This is a genomic window from Vibrio sp. Vb1337 (genome assembly GCF_033338715.1).
Lineage (GTDB): Bacteria > Pseudomonadota > Gammaproteobacteria > Enterobacterales > Vibrionaceae > Vibrio > Vibrio alginolyticus.
The window spans coordinates 1-16,992 of sequence record NZ_JAWOTD010000024.1 but is presented as its reverse complement, the minus strand read 5'-3'; the positions used below and the strand labels follow the sequence as shown (position 1 = coordinate 16,992).

The following is a 16,992-nucleotide window of genomic DNA, read 5'->3' as shown; positions in this document are numbered from 1 at the left end:
AACGTACCTGGCCTACAACAATGATTTAAAGTGTGAAATTCGGTAATATGCGCACAAAACATTGACCGTGGTATTTTCGATGAGACATTTAAAATCGACCGTTCATCCAGACATAGAGCATTTGGATGACAAAATTGTTTTTCAGCGCAATGCAGCGCGAGCCATTGTACTTGATGGTGAAGATGTGCTGTTGCTCTATACAGAACGTTACCATGACTACACGCTACCAGGCGGTGGTATTGATGATGGTGAAGATGTCATTGCTGGATTAGTCCGTGAATTAGAGGAAGAAACGGGCGCCCAAAATATACATGGTATTAAGCCTTTCGGAATCTTTGAGGAGTTTCGTCCGTGGTACAAGGATGACGCTGACGTGATGCACATGGTGTCGTATTGTTATACATGTAAAATCGAACGTGAGCTAGGCGAAACGGCGTATGAAGATTACGAAGTTAAAAATGGAATGCGCCCGGTATGGATGAACATTCACGAAGCAATTGCACACAATGAAAAAACGATGGCAGAAAGCCCGAAAAAAGGCATGAGCATTGAGCGCGAAACGTTTTTGCTTCAGTTGATTTCTAAAGAATTACTATAAACAGCTAGCTTGCATCATTACGACTTAGCTTCTGTTGGCGCTATTGTTGGTAAAGATTTTAGCGCAATAAAAAAGTCCGGACTCCCCCCCGGAACCCGGACTTATTCCAGACGCGCAAGCGAAGCGTCATCTTGATATGTTAGATTTGTTTCGAACTATGAAAACAATAGCTGTTTTACATTTAGTGTGTAAATAATTATTAGGTCTGACCATTGGTTTTCATGTTTTTTGCAAACGCAACGTGACGCATATCTACCCAATTGCCAAGCGCAATTGGGGCGCTTTTTAGTAAACCACTACTCTTTCTTATCTTTGAGATACCTTACCTCAACTTTTTTGCACACGTTTGCATAGAGATCACGAGTTTTCAAATTCGCCGAACAGGATCTTGTAATTTTACGTTTCTCTGACATTGAGCTCTGTCGTAGCTTTTATCACAAATTAACTAGCGGAGGCAGTCGGCTAAAGTCGACCAGCGGTTGTGAAATCATAGGAGTGTCTGGAGCAAACAAGAGTAAAGGTTGAAATGATGAGGATTGTAACTGACCGATATCTATCAACTTTTCCAATGCATAGAAGCGGCTGACGTATTGACGAGTCTCGTTAGGCAGCGTGAGTTGTTGGAAATCTCGACTTCCTGCTCGCTGAATAGCACGTGCAACACGTCCTTCTCCGGCATTGTATGCAGCTAAAGTGAGAGCCATATTTTGATCGAATTTGTTGTATAAAAACGCCAGGTACTTGAGCGCGGCCGTTGTGCTGGCTTCTGTGTCAAAGCGATCGTCTTGTTTTGTATTTATCGTTAATCCGAATCGTTTCGCTGTGGTTGGTATCAATTGCCAAAGTCCGGCGGCGTTAGCGTGAGAAACGGCTTTGGGGTTGTAAGAAGATTCTAACATTGGCACTAAGGCTAGGCTATTTGGTAATGAGTGGTTTTGAAGCTGTTTGAAAATGTGGTTAATTACCGGTTTGGATGAATCGAGACGCTTGGCAATTTGTGGCTTGTATGGGGCTAATACTTGATACTGCGTTTGAATATCGGCAGCATTTGGTTTTGCCTGGCATGTGATTGGAAGGTAGGACAGAAAGGCAATAAAAATAAAAAGGCCTACAGTACTCAGCCGAGATGGCGACTGAATCTGTAGGCAAGACGAACATCGTTTAGAACGATTTATCTTCATAAGTGTGTTGCACAGGTTGTTTGAGTTGACTGACCAACTCATGGAACGCCGCAGAGCTGTGGCCATTGCTCTGATTGTATTGTTGGCACTGACTTACCAACGTTTCCAATAGCGCCCATTGTTTTCTAGCTTGCATACCTATTTGGGCAGGCAAAGCATTGAAAATTCGTTTTACGCTGGCGTCATTACACGCTAACCCCAGCGCTCGCATACACTGGCTTCTGTCATTGGCGGAGCGGCTGAGTTTATTGAGTATCGGCATTTGTTTCTGAACATTGTCGTTCAGTGCCTCTCCATCAAACTTTAAGTACAATACCTTTTGCTGCTGAAGCAAAGGAAGCAGTTGTTGATAAAGCTTAATATCCTCAGATATAGAGCGAACAAATTGTTGAATTCGCTGCGATACTGCGCTTGCCATGATGTCTTCCTAGCGTTTTATTACTCGTGACCTGTATGGAACTGCATGATTGCCTTGGATAACACTTTTGTATCTAGGCTAAGTTCACCACGCGCTAATGCGTTGCGTACTTGTTCTACTTTTTCCATATCAACATCAGGTAGTGATGCCATTTCAGCTTGAGCGCGATCTATCGCTACGGTATTCGCTTGAAATGCAGGCTCGTGTACTTTGCTCTGTTCGACGACGTCGACAGGCTGTTTGCTTGCTTGCTGTAATTTTGTTTGTGGGACATGACCGCCCGCGACTTTGTCGATTTTCATGCTGTGGTCCTCATCATCATGTTCTAAATTAAGTAGGCGGTTAGAATGTGATAAACATTAAATATTTTTTTTGTACTCGAAGTTCAGTGTTACTGACGAGAGCCAAAATTAAAAAATGTTACCCCGAGTCAAAAAATCAAAATTGAGTATGAACCTGGTTTAATCCAGTTACGACTGCTCTTATGACCTTGCCCGAACTTGGGTTTTCCACGTCAATTTGTTGCCCTTTCGCTCCATCTTCTAAGGCGACTCCTTTTGTGCTGGCACTAAATCCATTTTTGCTCGCAATGACTATGACTTCATTGCCTTTCTCGATTAGAGGTGGGGCCGACAAATTGGATGGATTAACCACTTGTCCAGCCCGCAAACGACGAGAGGTTTCTAAGCCTACTGCTTGCTCGGGGCGAGTATAAAAATCGTCTTGGCGAGAGATGGTTCGGGTTTCAAGCTTTATGTGTTTAGCCGTTACGACTTCATTTCGGCCAACCGTGGTTGTCGCGACCAAAACAGGCAGAGTCAGCGAAGACTTTATCGTAACGTTAATTCGCCATGGTGATGCGATATTGTCGCAGCTGACTGAGCGCTTGAGGTTACCGACTGGCAACGTGTTGTTGTCACGACCTGTGATAACTAAAGGAGATTCACATTCTGGCAAGTGATTGGCTGAACCGGGCACCCACATGTCGAAGTCTAGTTTGTACTCCCCCCACTGATTGGAGAGCGCTACGCGATCCACCTCTTGTTCGAAATCAGTTGCTACAACGGACCTTATCTCTTCAACGCTGAGGGTTTTGTCATTGGTGTTGGCGAATGCTTGTTCTGATGTCAAAGCGAGTAACGTCAGCATTATTGTTGAGGAAGTGGACACTTTCCTCTTGTTTTTAATGCTTTCCGAGAACCGGAAGTTTGGCTTCCATCCTTGTTTGTAAATCATTGATATATATAGCTATTTTTTATGGCACGTATCTTGTTTGTATGTTGGCGTATTCGAGCCAACTGTAAGGAAGATGCATGGCGATCACATTTGAAAATGCTTTAGGAGTACATCCAGAGGCACTTAATTTTCGCGTTCAGCGTACCAAAGTCCTCGCCAGTAACCTAGCAAATGTTGACACCCCTGGGTATTTGGCGAAAGACCTAAGTTTCACCACCGTAATGAACCAAGTAACGGCAGGTGGTGTGAACAAACCGGTGCCAAAGTTCCAGGTTCAGGCCCAATACTCGGTGCCTTACCAGAATAGCAAAAATGGCAACACCGTAGAGCTTGGTGTTGAACAAGCAAAATTCACGCAAAACAACATGGACTTTCAAACTAGCCTGACGTTTCTCAACATGAAATTTAATGGCTTAGCGAAAGCGATTGAGGGACGTTAATTATGTCATTCACTGATATTTACTCGATCACTGGTTCCGCGATGACAGCACAAACTGTGCGTCTTAATACGGTAGCCAGTAACTTAGCAAACGCAGATGCAGTATCTGCAAATCCAGAAGATGCTTATAAAGCGCTTAAGCCAGTATTTGCGACTGTGTACCAAAAAACGCAAATGACAACAGAAAATGGAGCTTATCCCAATGCAGAAGTTCGCATTGTTGACGTTGTTAAAAATGCTGGAGATGCAGAGAAGCGTTTTGAGCCGAACAACCCACTGGCTAATGATGAAGGCTATGTGTTTTACCCAGATATTGATGTAGTTGCTGAAATGGCAGACATGATGTCCGCAACACGCAGCTTCGAAACGAATGTTGAAGTATTAGCCAATGTAAAAAGTATGCAGCAAGGTCTGCTTAGATTAGGGCAGGGTAGCTAATGAGTATTGCACAATACACCCCTTTATCGTCTGACGCTCCAGTAAATACAAAAGCAAAAGACAGCAACGGTATCTCACCAAACCCTAAAGACATGAACAGTGCTTCTTCATTGGAGAATGAGTTTATTTCTTTGATGGTGGCTCAAATTCAAAACCAAGACCCACTTAATCCCCTTGATGGTACGGAATACGTTGGTCAATTGGCTCAGTTCTCGCAGGTACAAAGTACCGAGAATATGTCTAAGACAATGCAACAGAGCATGGTGTTACTGGACAACATGCAAGTGCTGTCAACAGCGGGCCTTGTTGGGCAAACGGTTTACGTCAACGCGGATGAATTTCAGCTTGGTGAAGACGTACAAAACGGAAAAATCGAACTCGCTCATAGCTCAAACCAAGTCACGTTAGTTGTTAAAGATGAATTTGGTCAATCAACTAAAGTGCCACTAGGTGCTCACGGCAAAGGTGACGTCGACTTTTCAATTAATCCTGAAGAACTTGGTCTTAAACCAGGCAAATACTCAGTGGCCGTAGAAGTGCAAGAAGGGCAAGCAAGTCCAAATGTGCTGATGGCAGGCACTGTTGAGCAAGTGCGCATTCCTAATACCGGTGGCGCAGCATTAGTCAATGTCCATGGCGTTGGCAACGTTCCTTTCTATCAAATCACTCAGTTTGGTGCTTAACCAAATACGGAAATCAGAGGTCTATTTATGAGTTTTAACATCGCACTAAGTGGTCTGGACGCGACCAACACAGAGCTAAACACAATCAGTCACAACATTGCCAACGCATCAACGTATGGTTTTAAAGGTGGCCGTACAGAATTCTCCGCTGTATATAACGGCATGCAACCTGGTGGTGTGGAAGTCGCGTCAATTTCACAGAACTTCGACAAAGACGGCAGTATCACAGGAACTGGCCGTGCGATGGACCTAGCTATTAATGGCGGTGGCTTTTTTGTTACTAAAGATAATATGGGCCAAATGTTGTACACACGTTCAGGTGTGTTCTCAACGGATAAGAACAACTTTGTTACGGCTAACAGCGGTGCAAAGCTTCAAGGTTACAGTGTCGATAGCAACAACAACCTGATGACAGGTTCTGTGGGTAATATTCAGGTATCGACTTCCTCACTGAATGCTAAAGCAACAGACAGCTTAGATTTTGTTGCGAACTTCGACGCAAGCGCGTCTGTTATTGATAAAGCCGTAACGCCATTCAATCCAAAAGATCCAAGCTCATTTAACTCGTCTTACACAACAAAAGTCTACGACTCATTGGGTAACTCGCACACGGTAACTCAGTACTTTACTAAGACTGCTTCTAACTCGTGGGAAGTAAACGTTCAAGTAGATGGCGGTACGACGCCAGTAGCAACTGTGCCTGTAACGTTTGGTAAAGACGGCTCGCTTTCAGCACCAACTGCGCCGTTTAATGTTTCATTCCCTGCAGCAGGCGCGAACGCGATGAGTGTAGACATTAACCTGAAAGGCAGCACGCAATTTGGTGCAGCTTTTGGCGTAAGTACTAATAGCCCTAACGGTTACACATCAGGTGAACTTGCAGGTGTACGCGTTGAAGGTAACGGCATGGTTTACGCGACTTACACTAACGGCCAATCACAGCTACAAGGTCAGGTTGTTCTTGCTGATTTTGCAAACACACAAGGCTTAGCGAAAGTGAGTGGAACATCATGGACTCAAAGCTTTAGCTCAGGTGCTCCAATTATGGGTGTTCCGGGTTCAGGTACGATGGGTGACCTAACTCCGGGTGCATTAGAAGGTTCTAACGTTGACTTAACCAGCGAGCTTGTTGCTCTAATGACTGCACAACGCAACTACCAAGCAAACGCAAAGACAATTTCTACCAGCGACAAGCTTACTCAAGCTTTGTTTAACGCGGTGTAATGGGAGTTTTGCATGGATAGTTTGTTATTTACGGCAACGTCGGGTGCCAGCCGAGTTCTTAAAGCGCAGCACGTTCGTTCAAACAACTTATCAAATGCTGATACTGCAGGTTTTCGAGCGGATATGGAGCGTGTGCGTAGTGTAGAGATGCAAGGCCCAGGTTTTGATGGTCGCACTATGGTTGTGACCAACTCTGCCTCAACACGTTTCGACGCTGGCGATATTGTGAAAACAGGACGTCCGTTGGACGTTGCGGTTATGGGGGAGGGGTATCTCTCTGTAGAAACCCCAGCGGGTAACGAAGCTTACACCCGTGCAGGCAATATTCAGGTCGATACTTTTGGCGCTCTAACAATCAATGGGTTCCCTGTCCTCGGTGACAATGGTCCTTTGGTTGTGCCGGATTATCAAAAGATTGAAATCAGCGAGCGTGGTCAAGTCTCAGTGATCCCACCAGGTGGCGGTGCAGAAATTGTGGCAGGCACTTTGAAGTTGGTTAAACCGGAAATTAATCAACTGCAAAAAGAGAGCGATAGCTTGCTGCACAGCGTAGATGGCGTGCCATTCGCGGCAGATGAAACCGTGCAACTCTCTCCTGAGCACATTGAGGGCAGTAACGTATCTGCTATTGATGAATTGGTTAGTGTGATGTCGCTGACGCGCAACTTTGAAATGCAAGTTCGCATGATGAAAACGGCGGAAACTTTAGCAAAAGCTGGTAACAAATTAATGGCGGCGAGCTAAGTCTCGCCCCGCAAGGAGTAAAAAATGCATTCAGCATTATGGGTAAGTAAAACAGGCATGGCAGCGCAAGACACGAAGATGACTGCCATTTCTAACAACCTAGCAAACGTAAACACGGTTGGCTTTAAGCGTGACCGAGTTGTATTTGAAGATCTTTTCTACAGCATTCAGCGTCAACCAGGCGCTCAAGTAGACCAAGTTAACGAACTACCAAGTGGTATTCAGCTAGGTAGCGGTGTTCGCGTTGTTGGCACACAAAAAGTATTCACTCAAGGTAATACCCAAAACACAACGCAAGAGTTGGATCTTGCTGTAATGGGTCAGGGTTTCTTTCAAATAGAAAACTCGGACGGACAGATCATGTATACACGTAATGGTCAGTTTCATAGAAACTCAGAAGGCTTAATGGTGAACAGTCAGGGCCTGCCTTTAGAGCCTCAAATCCAGATCCCAGACAATGCGGTCTCTTTCTCTGTAGGTGTTGATGGCACCGTGACTACAACAACAGCAGACGATCCAACACCTCAGCAGCTTGGTCAAATTACACTTGCAAAATTCATCAATCCAGCAGGCTTAGAGGCCATGGGTGGCAACTTATTCCGTGAAACGGAAGCCAGCGGTCCAGCTGATGAGCTGATTGCAGGAGCTGATGGTGCCGGCATTATCAAGCAAGGTGCACTGGAAGGGTCAAACGTACAAGTAGTAGAAGAGATGGTCGACATGATCACCACTCAACGTGCGTATGAGATGAATGCGAAAGTGGTCTCTGCTGCAGATGACATGCTGAAGTTTGTTTCGCAATCAATGTAAGTATGAAATTGGTGATGATGAAGGAAAAAGCAATGAAATGGCTTTCTAAGAGTTGGGCAGTAGCCGCCGTGTTGCTGGTGGGATGTGCTGGCCGTCAGGAATTTATTCCGCCTGAGCCGAATGCTGAGGAATATGCACCACCAACGCTCGATTACACGCTGCCGGAAACCCAATCTGGTAGCCTTTATCGTCACCAATACACGATGACCCTGTTTCAGGATCGTCGTGCTTACCGAGTTGGCGATGTATTAACGGTTCAACTATCAGAAGAAACCTCATCGAGTAAAAATGCGGGTACTAAGTTCGGTAAAAGTTCAGCAATTAACTTTGTGGCGCCGACCATAGGCACGAAAACTATCGATGAGTTAGGGGTTAGCGTGGATGGCAAACGTAACTTCGATGGCAGTGCATCAAGTTCACAAGGCAACAAGCTTCAAGGTGCCATTACGGTAACGGTACACGAAGTATTACCTAATGGCGTATTGCGTATCAGCGGTGAAAAATGGCTTCGTCTTAATCAAGGCGATGAGTTTATTCGCCTAACCGGTATCGTCCGTGTGGATGATATTAACCGCAGTAACCAAGTTTCTTCTCAACGAATTGCTGATGCAAGAATTACCTACGCAGGTCGCGGAGCCCTAGCTGACAGCAACGCAGCCGGGTGGCTAACTCAGTTCTTCAACAGCCCATGGGTACCTTTCTAATGAAGACAATGCAATCTTTCTTTATGTCTCTCCTATTGGTGTTGACCTTGGGACTACCAGGCACTTCACGTGCTGAAGCGGAAATTCCGATCATGGACTTGGTCGATGTTCGCGGCATTCGAGAAAACCAACTGGTTGGTTATGGTTTGGTGGTTGGCTTAGCCGGCCAAGGTGACCGAAACCAAGTGAAATTTACCTCTCAATCTATTACCAACATGCTACGTCAGTTTGGGGTTCAAATTGATGACAGTATGAACCCTAAGTTACGAAATGTGGCTTCTGTGAGTGTGACAGCGTCCGTTGATCCAATGGCAGGCCCAGGACAAACGTTGGATGTGGTTGTGTCTTCAATCGGTGATGCAAAGAGCCTTCGCGGTGGTACGTTATTGCTAACGCCTTTACGTGGTATTGATGGCGAAGTGTACGCGATTGCGCAAGGCAACGTGGTTGTGGGGGGCTTATCTGCAGAGGGGCGAAGTGGCTCCAAAGTAGAAGTGAACACACCAACGGCGGGTCGCGTTCCGAATGGTGCGACTTTAGAGAGAGAAATCAAAACCGATTTCAACCAACGTGATGAAATCACCCTAAACCTGCGCAAGCCTAGCTTCACTACAGCAAAAAATATTGCGCGTGAAATTAACAACACTTTTGGACCTAACGTTGCAGTTGCGATCAATAAAGCGCGCATTGATATGCGTGCACCAAAAGATACACAGCAGCGTGTCGTCATGATGTCGATGCTTGAAGAAATGAGCGTTGTTGAAGGCCGTAAACCTGCTCGTATTGTCTTTAACTCTCGCACTGGCACCGTGGTGATCGGTAAGAGTGTCAAAGTGAGTGAAGCAGCAGTAAGTCACGGTAACTTAACCGTGCGAATTTCTGAATCACAACAAGTTAGTCAGCCTAATGCGTTTGCAAATGGCGATACGAAAGTCGTTAACCAAACGGATCTTGATGTGAATGAAGATCTCGCTCAGATGGTGATTTGGCCTCCAGGCACGGAACTTAACACCATAGTTAATGCGGTAAATAGTTTAGGTGCCACGCCTACAGACTTGATGTCTATCCTGCAAGCTTTGAGTGAAGCGGGTGCATTGAACGCTGAATTGGTCGTGATATAAGGAGTTAAGGATGAAGCTAGACAGTACCAATGAACAAACTCAGTTAAATTCGATGCTTTATCACGACAACAGTGCATTGGCTAACATCAAGCATAGTCGTGATCAAGAAGGCGCACTTGAAGTCGTCGCAGGTCAATTTGAGGCAATGTTCCTACAAATGGTGTTACGCCAAATGCGTAGCAGTAGTGACGCTCTTGCTGATAAAGACAGCCCGTTTGCCAGTCAGCAACAAGGGGTGTTCCGTGATATGTATGACGGTCAGCTGGCGATGGAACTAGCAAAGAAACAGAGCTCAGGCATTGCCAATATGCTCATCCAGCAGCTGAGCCCGTCTATGCGTGAGGTTGCTTTCGATGCTGCGCGCAACATCTCATCCGCTAACGATGGTAAAGGTTCGAATTCTGAATCTATCTCACAAGTAGATTCTAAAGAGGTGGAGAAGAATTCAAGCCTATTTAATACCGCTTCTCAAGCCGTCGCCTCTGTTAAACAGGTATTCGGTGAGGCCGGTATGACTACCGCGTTTTCTCAGCCGTTGATCAGAAAAATGGAGCTGTAAATGAATCTAGTTAATATTGCCCTTTCAGGTTTAGGCGCGAACCGTGTGGCCCTAGACGTAACCGCGCAAAACGTGGCAAACGTGAATACCGTGGGTTACAGTCGTCAACAAGCGTTGATGGCGTCTGTCGATGATGGTAAAGCCAATCGCTTAAGTCCAGGTTTAGGGGTAGAAGTCACTAGCATTCGCCGCGTTACTGATCAATTTCTGATTAAGCAAACGTGGTCGACTAACAGTATGGCGGCATACGCATCTGGATACACCAGTAACATGAGTCAGCTGGAGAATACGCTTGGTGCCGATGGTTTCAGTATATCGGCTGGCTTGGACTCGCTAAACGCTGCGCTTAACGATGCGACCGTTAAGCCGGAATCCATACCTTACCGCCAGCAGATCATTAACGAATCTGAAGCTTTGGCCCGCCGTTTTAATACGCTTACCGAATCTTTATACAATCAACATAAAGACATGAGCGACCAACGTAATGCAGCGCTTAACCACGCGAATAGCCTTATGGAAAATATCGCGAAGGTGAACAAGCAACTGGTAGAGATGCAAGGTACAGGTGGTAACCCATCACAGTTAATGGATGAACGAGATAGGTTAATCGGTGAGTTATCTCAAACCATTGAAATCAAAACAACACAGCAGCATGACGGCAGTGTTCAGGTCACACTAACCTCTGGTCAACCGCTTGTGATGGGTACGGACCATGGCAAACTGGAAGCCATTCCTGACCCGAGTGATCCTTACTTGGCGGACTTACACGTCACGTTCTCGAATCAAAGTTTTGCGATTGGTGACTCGCTTGGTGGCAAATTAGGTGCGATTAATGACTATCAAACCGAAGTGTTGAAACCAAACCAATTGGCTCTGAATGACATGGCGAAAGCTCTCGCGGATGAATACAACGCCGTGCTTGCGACTGGCAAAGACTTAAATGGCAACCCAGGTAAACCTTTGTTCAGCTATGACCCAGCAAACCCTGCAGCTAGTTTGGATATTACCAAGCTAACTCCAGATGAGCTTGCGTTCTCAAGTGATGGAACACCTGGTAACGCAGATGCGTTGCAATCATTGATCGAGTTAAGCAACAAGCCAGTGGCGGTATCAGGTTACGGCTCAGTAAGCTTGAACGATGCCTTTAGTTCAATGGTGGGTCAAACCGCAATTAAAGCACGCCAAGCTAACGCTGATTATCAAGCGAAGTTAGCCATGAACAAGCAAGCGCACGCAGCTCGCGATAATGTTAGTTCCGTAAACAGCGATGAAGAAGCGGCTAACCTAATGATGTTTGCTAATGCGCACAATGCCAACATGAAAGTGATCAGCACAGCAAATCAACTGCTCGATTCTATTCTGCAGTTATTCTAAGAGGAAAGTTTAGATGCGAATTAGTGACAATCAATTTAGTCAAATGATGTTGCACAGCTTGCAGAGCAATAGCGCGGGATTAGGCGAAGCTCTGCAACAGATGTCTACTGGCAAGCGCTTGACCAAGCTGTCTGATGATCCAATGGCTTCGATCAAGTTGCTTAACTTAGACCGAGAAACCAGTGCGATTGCTCAGTACAAAAACAACATTGAAAACGTAAAAACGACGCTATCGAGTCAAGAAACCCATTTAGATTCGATCAAAGAAAGCTTAAAAAGCATGCGAGACATCGCGCTTTGGGGGGCGAACGGCTCTCTTACTGACGAAAGTCGTGGCGGTATGATTACAGAGCTTAAGAGTTACCGTGACTCTATTGAGTCGTCTTTTAACGCGCAGGATGAAGAAGGGCACTACCTTTTCTCTGGTACTAAAACGGATACTGCGGCTGTAAGTAAAGCGAGCGGCAGCTACGTAATTGAAGGTAATAGTGACAAGCGCGTAGTAACAATTGCTAAAGGTGTCACGATGGATTCCAATATGACTGCAAAAGAAATATTGGACCTTGGGGGAGGCCATAACGTGCTTAACCAAATTGATGCGCTGATCAAAGAGTTTGAGAGCCCTACCGCCAACTTCAGAGCTGAAGTTGAGGCGAGTATCAGCGCTATCGACGATACTTTTTCAAACGTACTAGGGACCATGACTGAGATTGGTGGTCGACACAACAACTTAGATCTTGTTGGTGGCGCGCACAGTGAAAACAAGCTGTTCGTTGACAAAGTATCTGGAGACCTCTCTGCTCTGGACTATGGTGAAGCGTCGGTACGATTGAGTAATTACATGGCCGCTTTGCAAGCAACGCAAGCAAGCTATGTGAAGATCGATGGTTTGTCGCTGTTTGACCGTTTATAAGGTTAGGAAGTTCTTTTTATGGTAATGAGTACAGTAGAGGTTAGACCCCATAGCATACGCTTAGGTGGACAAGAACAAGCCTCTATCATGCCGACCCGTTCTGCAGACTCAAGTACGGCAATTAAACCGCGCCCGGCGCAAATTCAGGCTGACACTGCGTCAGCCTACTCTGTATCTGGTATTCAGCTTACGCAGGGTCAGCAGCAAGCCACGGCGGTTCAGATCGCGTCCAAATCACTGCAGGTGATTGGCAAAGAGCTCACGCAAATTAAACGTGGTTTGACGCAAGCTATTAATCAAGGCGTACAAAATGTTCCTGGTTTGCAGGATACATTGGTTCGTTCTAAAGCCACCATCCAAAAAGTCGTTGAGCAAGCACGTTTCGATGGCCAGAAAGTCCTAAATAACGAACTGCACTTAAAACTGGATAAAGCGGATATTCGTCGCTTTTCTATTCCAGGTTTGAATGTTCATCGCTTAAGCGACAAGGCCGAGCAAATCCGTTTGGATTTTCCTCAAGGTCAAGCGGTGATGATTCAGTTTGATGGACAATCAGACGGTGAGCGAACGGTCAAAATGCTGGATCGCAGCTTGATTGCGTTAGGAATGCGAGCCTCATTAGCCGATGATGGCAGCATTTTATTTGAAGCCAGAGACAACGCTTATCAACAAATGCAGCAAAAGGTGATGGTAACGGGGGAAGGGCACCGCTTCCCTGCGGGACAGCCTAACGTTTTGAACTTAAAGTCTGAGCCAGATGGTATTGCGGAGCTCGGGTTTGATCTAGGCTCACGCGACGGCATCAAGCAGACGATTGCCAAAGTAAATCAGCATCTGAAACAAGTTCAAACGAGCTTGCAGGAAGCGAAAGCTTTTCATGGTGAACTGAATACTCAAATGCGTTCTATCCAAACCAAAACCGCACAGCTTTCAGTCAATGAGGTGAATGCAAAACTGGATGGATTCATGCAAAAGTCTGGCGAGTTTACTTCGACTTTTCAGGCATTGAATGCGCAAGCAAACGTGCGTCGTCATACTGTGGTCGCTTTACTGAAGTAACGAACACTCCAATGATTCCCGGCTTTACACTGTTATCGTCCCCCAATAACGAAAACAGCGCACTGTCGGGAATCTCTCTTTGACTCGTCTAGGGCTCGAGTGCTTTTGCCACCGAACGATTCAATTTCTGGAATAGCCATCCAAGTGCTATCAAAGACGCACCTAAGCCTAAGAAGCTTATTGCTCGCCAGAACCCATCCAGAGAGCTCACATCCCATAAGAATACTTTCAGTGCGACACAGGCAAGGACCACTAGACCGACACGCTGCATCATCAGCCCCTGTTGGGTCACGCCGCGCCAAGTCAGCAATCCACCTACGAGCAAGCCAGCCACTGAATAACTGAACAACTCTGCCATGCTGGTTGGCTGATACAGCATCATCGATGTGGTTTGCCAGAATTGACGGATAGACATCCCCAACCAAATGGCTGCAAGTAAAAAGCCTAGACTAGCAATCGCAAATCGATGAACTTGCAACGTATTCCAGCGCTTAAACGTTGCGATAAGCAGGATGCAAGCTGGTAACAGCCAGCCGATACTCAGCATGTTAAAGATGGGAAGTGCTTGTGCCGAGACGTTATCAGTCACCAACGGCGATTCTGCCGTATTAAGCAAAATAATCAATATAGCGAACGCGCACCAAAGCAAGTAACTATAGATTTCGTAGATACGGCTTAAGCGTTGCGCAAATTGGCTGCGGTAGCTGTATACCAAACCCATAACTAATGCTTGATTGGCAAAGACTGCCGCACTTGTGAAGTCGATGTGCCCCAAGTAACCATATTGCCCCGTTAACCAGTAGTTAGTTTGGGTGAACAATGCCATTAAGAATACATGTAAAAACGCCCCTTCAAACCAGTTGGTCAGTTCTCGGTCCACTTGTTTTAGTGTTGAACGAGCATAAGACAAGATGAAGAGAGAAGGCATATAACTCACAAGAACCCAAGCCCAATGCCCAGCTTCTACCGGTTGCCATTCGGGGATGAAAGGTAGCAGCGTGAGTCGGATAACCAGTATTCCCATTGCCACTTTAATCGCCCAACTCGCAGGTCGAAATAACCCGACTTGAGCCTGTAAGGCCATTATCGCAACTTGTATTGAGATTGCTGTTGTTAACCAAGTATCGCTCAACCAAACAAAAGCAATACCTATGATTAAAGCATGCATAACGGCAGAGCATTCTAATGCCAACGAACGTGCACGCTGACCAAGCACAACGTAGTAAGTGGCCATCAATGCGCAGAATGCAGTCCAATACCACAGGTAGCCCTGCATAAATTCGTCAATATAAAACAACGTAATTAAGCTCATCGCGGGAGCCAGTACCAGCAGAAGCAGCCCACTGAGTTGCGAACGGTCACTAAGTGATTGGCAATATGTTCGATAGCAGATCAGCGCAATACTCACCGCCAATGCGAATAGGATGCTAGCTTCTCGCTCTACCATATACAGCGCATCAAAAGCGATGGTAAGAACTATCAGCGCGGTTGCCGAGACGAGTATGGATGGCAAAAATACACGTAATGACCAGCCTGTACGAAGTGCTGGTAGCCAGATGCTCGCAACAAGCAGCGTATAACAGTACGCCATTTGTAGAGTGTTCAGCTCCGGCATTCTGGTGACGGCAGAAAAGGTCAATAAAGCAGTTGCGAGAGCGGTAGCGGTCGGCGAGTTTGTCCACTTGCTTTGATAGTGACGAAAGCGAGGATTGAGCATCCAACCCATTCTCGGAACCGCGAAAATGAGATACAAAGTGATGGAGAGATAAATCGCGAGCCACGAGAACAACAGTTCTGTTGGTACACTCTCAATCAACAGCAACATCCAAATGACATGTGGAATCGCGATACTTGGCGTAATCCATGCCCTACGCACTTTTTGCATCAATAAGGTCGCCGCGAACGAAATTGCGCAGATGTATCCGGCTAACAAGAAGTAGTTGGGTTCATTACCCCCAATCCACAGTGGTGCTGTGTAGCCACCAATTAAGCCAAGCACGGCCATTAACGGCCCTTGTCGCAATGATAATGCTAAACTGAAAAATGCCGCTGAAGCCAAGATGATCAACGAGATACTCGGCGTTAGCATTTGATAAACCACAAAGGCAAAAATGACGGTGCAGTAAATGCCCGTTAATCCCGTACCGGTAACAGCAGCAGGAACATACGTAAAACCTTGGGCTCGTGCTGCCCGTTGCGGATTCTGTTGTTCTTTACGGTGAAACCACTCGCCAACAAGCACCATAAGTAATGAGAGCACAAAGGCAAAGGACACTCGCATAAATGGCGAAAACTGGATGTGACTACCAATTACCTGTACGAGATAACCTCCACCGATCAGCATGGCCAATGCGCCTACCCAAACCAACCAATTTTCTTGAATGTTGCTAAGCAGGCTCTGAACTTTACTCTGAAGGAATGACTCATTTTCTTGACTAAAAACATCCAGTTGCACTTCTCTTATCTGGGCGTACCCTTGATTCGCAGCGCTCTGGTCCAAGTCTAGGTTGGTAGCTGGATCATGTTCCCCAGAGGATGAGACATCTTTCTGTGGTGATTCTATGTGAGGTGACGTCGCTACAGATGGTGTGTCTTTTTCGATGCTGAATTGTTGGTGCGCTTGTTGGTTTGAGCCCCCATGGACACTGGCTCGTAGTGATGTGACTTCCTCACGAAGTTTGGCTAGTTCTTTTTCTAAAAGTGCAGCTCGGTTGGCGGCTTTCACTCCGATGAGGATGGCGAGACACGCCATGAACAGTGCTAGTATTACGTACAATCCATTTCTCCTTGCGTACGTCGCGTGACACACGATTCTTAACTTTGAGCACTTACGCTAAAGCTTAGTTCATGCTCTATGCCTTAGCCTCATATAGTGCTAGGTTCCGCGCTTTCTTTAGAAATCATTCTACATAATGAAACTCAATGCGTAATGATGAATTCGACAAAGTCGCACACTTGTGTGCCACTTTAAGACCTGATGAACAAAAATGAGTCGTTAAGTCATTGGGGGTCAACTATATTCATAGTTCTGATGCGATCGCCAAATGACTTCAAACATGTGCGTTTCGTAGCGATGTCATCGAAGGTCAGTCGTTTGATTTGCACGTTCGGTTGTTTCTATTTGACCGTAAGGCTGAATGTATTCGGGTATAGCGCATTCACGCGAAAAAAGACAAAAACAGGTAATTATTGATGCAAGTGGGTAATGAAGCGCTGGTGCTGTCAGCGGTTGGGGTTATTGGTTTAGGTTGCCAATGGTTAGCTTGGCGATTGCGTTTGCCAGCGATTTTATTTTTGTTGTTGGCAGGGCTGATCGTCGGGCCATTTATGCAGTGGTTAAATCCTGATGAGATATTAGGTAATTTGCTCTTTCCGTTGGTTTCTTTAGCGGTGGCAGTGATTTTATTTGAAGGCAGTTTGACCTTAAATTTTAAAGAAATTCGTGGCGTGAGTGGTTCGGTATGGAGCATTGTTTCCATCGGGGCGATCAT

Annotated in this window: 19 protein-coding genes; 14 read left to right on the top strand and 5 right to left on the bottom strand. The window is 45.9% G+C overall.

Going from position 1 to position 16,992, the window contains the following annotated elements; genetic code table 11:
* Positions 1-79 precede the first annotated feature (79 nt).
* Positions 80-598 carry an NUDIX hydrolase gene (locus R7E42_RS20330; protein WP_005374021.1) on the top strand — a complete coding sequence of 173 codons (519 nt, stop codon included), beginning with the start codon at positions 80-82 and terminating at the stop codon, positions 596-598.
* A 434-nt stretch (positions 599-1,032) separates the two neighbouring features.
* Here R7E42_RS20330 and R7E42_RS20325 read toward each other — a convergent pair whose 3' ends face one another.
* From R7E42_RS20325 to flgA, 4 genes are all read right to left on the bottom strand, one after another.
* Positions 1,033-1,779 carry a lytic transglycosylase domain-containing protein gene (locus R7E42_RS20325; RefSeq protein ID WP_151515811.1) on the bottom strand — a complete coding sequence of 249 codons (747 nt, stop codon included), beginning with the start codon at positions 1,777-1,779 and terminating at the stop codon, positions 1,033-1,035.
* Positions 1,760-2,197 carry a flagellar export chaperone FlgN gene (gene flgN, locus R7E42_RS20320; protein ID WP_005374018.1) on the bottom strand — a complete coding sequence of 146 codons (438 nt, stop codon included), beginning with the start codon at positions 2,195-2,197 and terminating at the stop codon, positions 1,760-1,762. Before flgN ends, R7E42_RS20325 begins: the two co-directional genes overlap by 20 nt.
* 20 nt (positions 2,198-2,217) lie before the next feature.
* Entirely contained in the window at positions 2,218-2,499 is a 282-nt protein-coding gene (gene flgM, locus R7E42_RS20315) for a flagellar biosynthesis anti-sigma factor FlgM (RefSeq protein WP_005374016.1), read from the bottom strand.
* A 136-nt stretch (positions 2,500-2,635) separates the two neighbouring features.
* On the bottom strand, positions 2,636-3,433 hold the full coding sequence (gene flgA, locus R7E42_RS20310) for a flagellar basal body P-ring formation chaperone FlgA (protein WP_047102793.1): 798 nt from the start codon (positions 3,431-3,433) through the stop codon (positions 2,636-2,638).
* Between the two features lie 77 nt (positions 3,434-3,510).
* Here flgA and flgB point away from each other — a divergent pair, with 77 nt between their 5' ends.
* The 12 genes from flgB to R7E42_RS20250 are packed head-to-tail and all read left to right on the top strand — an operon-like array spanning position 3,511 to position 13,501.
* Positions 3,511-3,873 carry a flagellar basal body rod protein FlgB gene (flgB, locus tag R7E42_RS20305; RefSeq protein WP_005374013.1) on the top strand — a complete coding sequence of 121 codons (363 nt, stop codon included), beginning with the start codon at positions 3,511-3,513 and terminating at the stop codon, positions 3,871-3,873.
* Positions 3,874-3,875: 2 nt separating this feature from the next.
* Positions 3,876-4,310 carry a flagellar basal body rod protein FlgC gene (gene flgC, locus R7E42_RS20300; RefSeq protein WP_005374012.1) on the top strand — a complete coding sequence of 145 codons (435 nt, stop codon included), beginning with the start codon at positions 3,876-3,878 and terminating at the stop codon, positions 4,308-4,310.
* A complete protein-coding gene (gene flgD / locus R7E42_RS20295) occupies positions 4,310-4,993 on the top strand; it encodes a flagellar hook assembly protein FlgD (protein ID WP_005384410.1) in 684 nt (227 codons plus the stop codon). The genes flgC and flgD overlap by 1 nt, the downstream gene beginning before the upstream one ends.
* Positions 4,994-5,020: 27 nt before the next feature.
* Positions 5,021-6,217 (top strand): flagellar hook protein FlgE, encoded by a 1,197-nt coding sequence (gene flgE / locus R7E42_RS20290; RefSeq protein ID WP_005374010.1) that lies wholly within the window; start codon positions 5,021-5,023, stop codon positions 6,215-6,217.
* A 12-nt stretch (positions 6,218-6,229) separates the two neighbouring features.
* On the top strand, positions 6,230-6,961 hold the full coding sequence (flgF, locus tag R7E42_RS20285) for a flagellar basal-body rod protein FlgF (protein WP_005374009.1): 732 nt from the start codon (positions 6,230-6,232) through the stop codon (positions 6,959-6,961).
* 24 nt (positions 6,962-6,985) lie between these two features.
* Positions 6,986-7,771, top strand: coding sequence for a flagellar basal-body rod protein FlgG (gene flgG, locus R7E42_RS20280; RefSeq protein ID WP_005374008.1), 786 nt, complete (start codon positions 6,986-6,988; stop codon positions 7,769-7,771).
* Positions 7,772-7,803: 32 nt separating this feature from the next.
* Positions 7,804-8,475, top strand: a complete 672-nt coding sequence (flgH, locus tag R7E42_RS20275; protein WP_017635111.1) for a flagellar basal body L-ring protein FlgH — start codon at positions 7,804-7,806, stop codon at positions 8,473-8,475.
* On the top strand, positions 8,460-9,596 hold the full coding sequence (locus R7E42_RS20270) for a flagellar basal body P-ring protein FlgI (protein WP_086026720.1): 1,137 nt from the start codon (positions 8,460-8,462) through the stop codon (positions 9,594-9,596). The genes flgH and R7E42_RS20270 overlap by 16 nt, the downstream gene beginning before the upstream one ends.
* A 10-nt stretch (positions 9,597-9,606) precedes the next feature.
* Complete coding sequence (locus R7E42_RS20265) at positions 9,607-10,155, top strand: rod-binding protein (protein ID WP_005384422.1); 549 nt, start codon at positions 9,607-9,609, stop codon at positions 10,153-10,155.
* Complete coding sequence (gene flgK, locus R7E42_RS20260) at positions 10,156-11,529, top strand: flagellar hook-associated protein FlgK (RefSeq protein WP_005374000.1); 1,374 nt, start codon at positions 10,156-10,158, stop codon at positions 11,527-11,529.
* Positions 11,530-11,542: 13 nt separating this feature from the next.
* Positions 11,543-12,442 carry a flagellar hook-associated protein FlgL gene (gene flgL, locus R7E42_RS20255; RefSeq protein WP_005373998.1) on the top strand — a complete coding sequence of 300 codons (900 nt, stop codon included), beginning with the start codon at positions 11,543-11,545 and terminating at the stop codon, positions 12,440-12,442.
* 18 nt (positions 12,443-12,460) lie between these two features.
* On the top strand, positions 12,461-13,501 hold the full coding sequence (locus R7E42_RS20250) for a flagellin (RefSeq protein WP_005373996.1): 1,041 nt from the start codon (positions 12,461-12,463) through the stop codon (positions 13,499-13,501).
* Positions 13,502-13,589: 88 nt separating this feature from the next.
* Here R7E42_RS20250 and R7E42_RS20245 read toward each other — a convergent pair whose 3' ends face one another.
* Complete coding sequence (locus tag R7E42_RS20245; RefSeq protein WP_411978980.1) at positions 13,590-16,253, bottom strand: DUF2339 domain-containing protein; 2,664 nt, start codon at positions 16,251-16,253, stop codon at positions 13,590-13,592.
* 440 nt (positions 16,254-16,693) lie between these two features.
* On the opposite strand from R7E42_RS20245, the gene R7E42_RS20240 reads away from it, so the two are divergent.
* Positions 16,694-16,992: cation:proton antiporter (locus tag R7E42_RS20240; RefSeq protein ID WP_318072949.1), on the top strand; the 299-nt coding region annotated here is incomplete at its 3' end.

Coding starts and splice junctions, on each gene's coding strand:
- flgF (WP_005374009.1), top strand. CDS start 6,230: ATGGATAGTTTGTTATTTACGGCAACGTCGGGTGCCAGCCGAGTTCTT.
- R7E42_RS20265 (WP_005384422.1), top strand. CDS start 9,607: ATGAAGCTAGACAGTACCAATGAACAAACTCAGTTAAATTCGATGCTT.
- flgH (WP_017635111.1), top strand. CDS start 7,804: ATGAAATGGCTTTCTAAGAGTTGGGCAGTAGCCGCCGTGTTGCTGGTG.
- flgL (WP_005373998.1), top strand. CDS start 11,543: ATGCGAATTAGTGACAATCAATTTAGTCAAATGATGTTGCACAGCTTG.
- R7E42_RS20245 (WP_411978980.1), bottom strand. CDS start 16,253: ATGGCGTGTCTCGCCATCCTCATCGGAGTGAAAGCCGCCAACCGAGCT.
- R7E42_RS20325 (WP_151515811.1), bottom strand. CDS start 1,779: ATGAAGATAAATCGTTCTAAACGATGTTCGTCTTGCCTACAGATTCAG.
- flgB (WP_005374013.1), top strand. CDS start 3,511: ATGGCGATCACATTTGAAAATGCTTTAGGAGTACATCCAGAGGCACTT.
- R7E42_RS20270 (WP_086026720.1), top strand. CDS start 8,460: ATGGGTACCTTTCTAATGAAGACAATGCAATCTTTCTTTATGTCTCTC.
- flgK (WP_005374000.1), top strand. CDS start 10,156: ATGAATCTAGTTAATATTGCCCTTTCAGGTTTAGGCGCGAACCGTGTG.
- flgC (WP_005374012.1), top strand. CDS start 3,876: ATGTCATTCACTGATATTTACTCGATCACTGGTTCCGCGATGACAGCA.
- flgG (WP_005374008.1), top strand. CDS start 6,986: ATGCATTCAGCATTATGGGTAAGTAAAACAGGCATGGCAGCGCAAGAC.
- R7E42_RS20250 (WP_005373996.1), top strand. CDS start 12,461: ATGGTAATGAGTACAGTAGAGGTTAGACCCCATAGCATACGCTTAGGT.
- R7E42_RS20330 (WP_005374021.1), top strand. CDS start 80: ATGAGACATTTAAAATCGACCGTTCATCCAGACATAGAGCATTTGGAT.
- flgD (WP_005384410.1), top strand. CDS start 4,310: ATGAGTATTGCACAATACACCCCTTTATCGTCTGACGCTCCAGTAAAT.
- flgN (WP_005374018.1), bottom strand. CDS start 2,197: ATGGCAAGCGCAGTATCGCAGCGAATTCAACAATTTGTTCGCTCTATA.
- flgA (WP_047102793.1), bottom strand. CDS start 3,433: ATGATTTACAAACAAGGATGGAAGCCAAACTTCCGGTTCTCGGAAAGC.
- flgE (WP_005374010.1), top strand. CDS start 5,021: ATGAGTTTTAACATCGCACTAAGTGGTCTGGACGCGACCAACACAGAG.
- flgM (WP_005374016.1), bottom strand. CDS start 2,499: ATGAAAATCGACAAAGTCGCGGGCGGTCATGTCCCACAAACAAAATTA.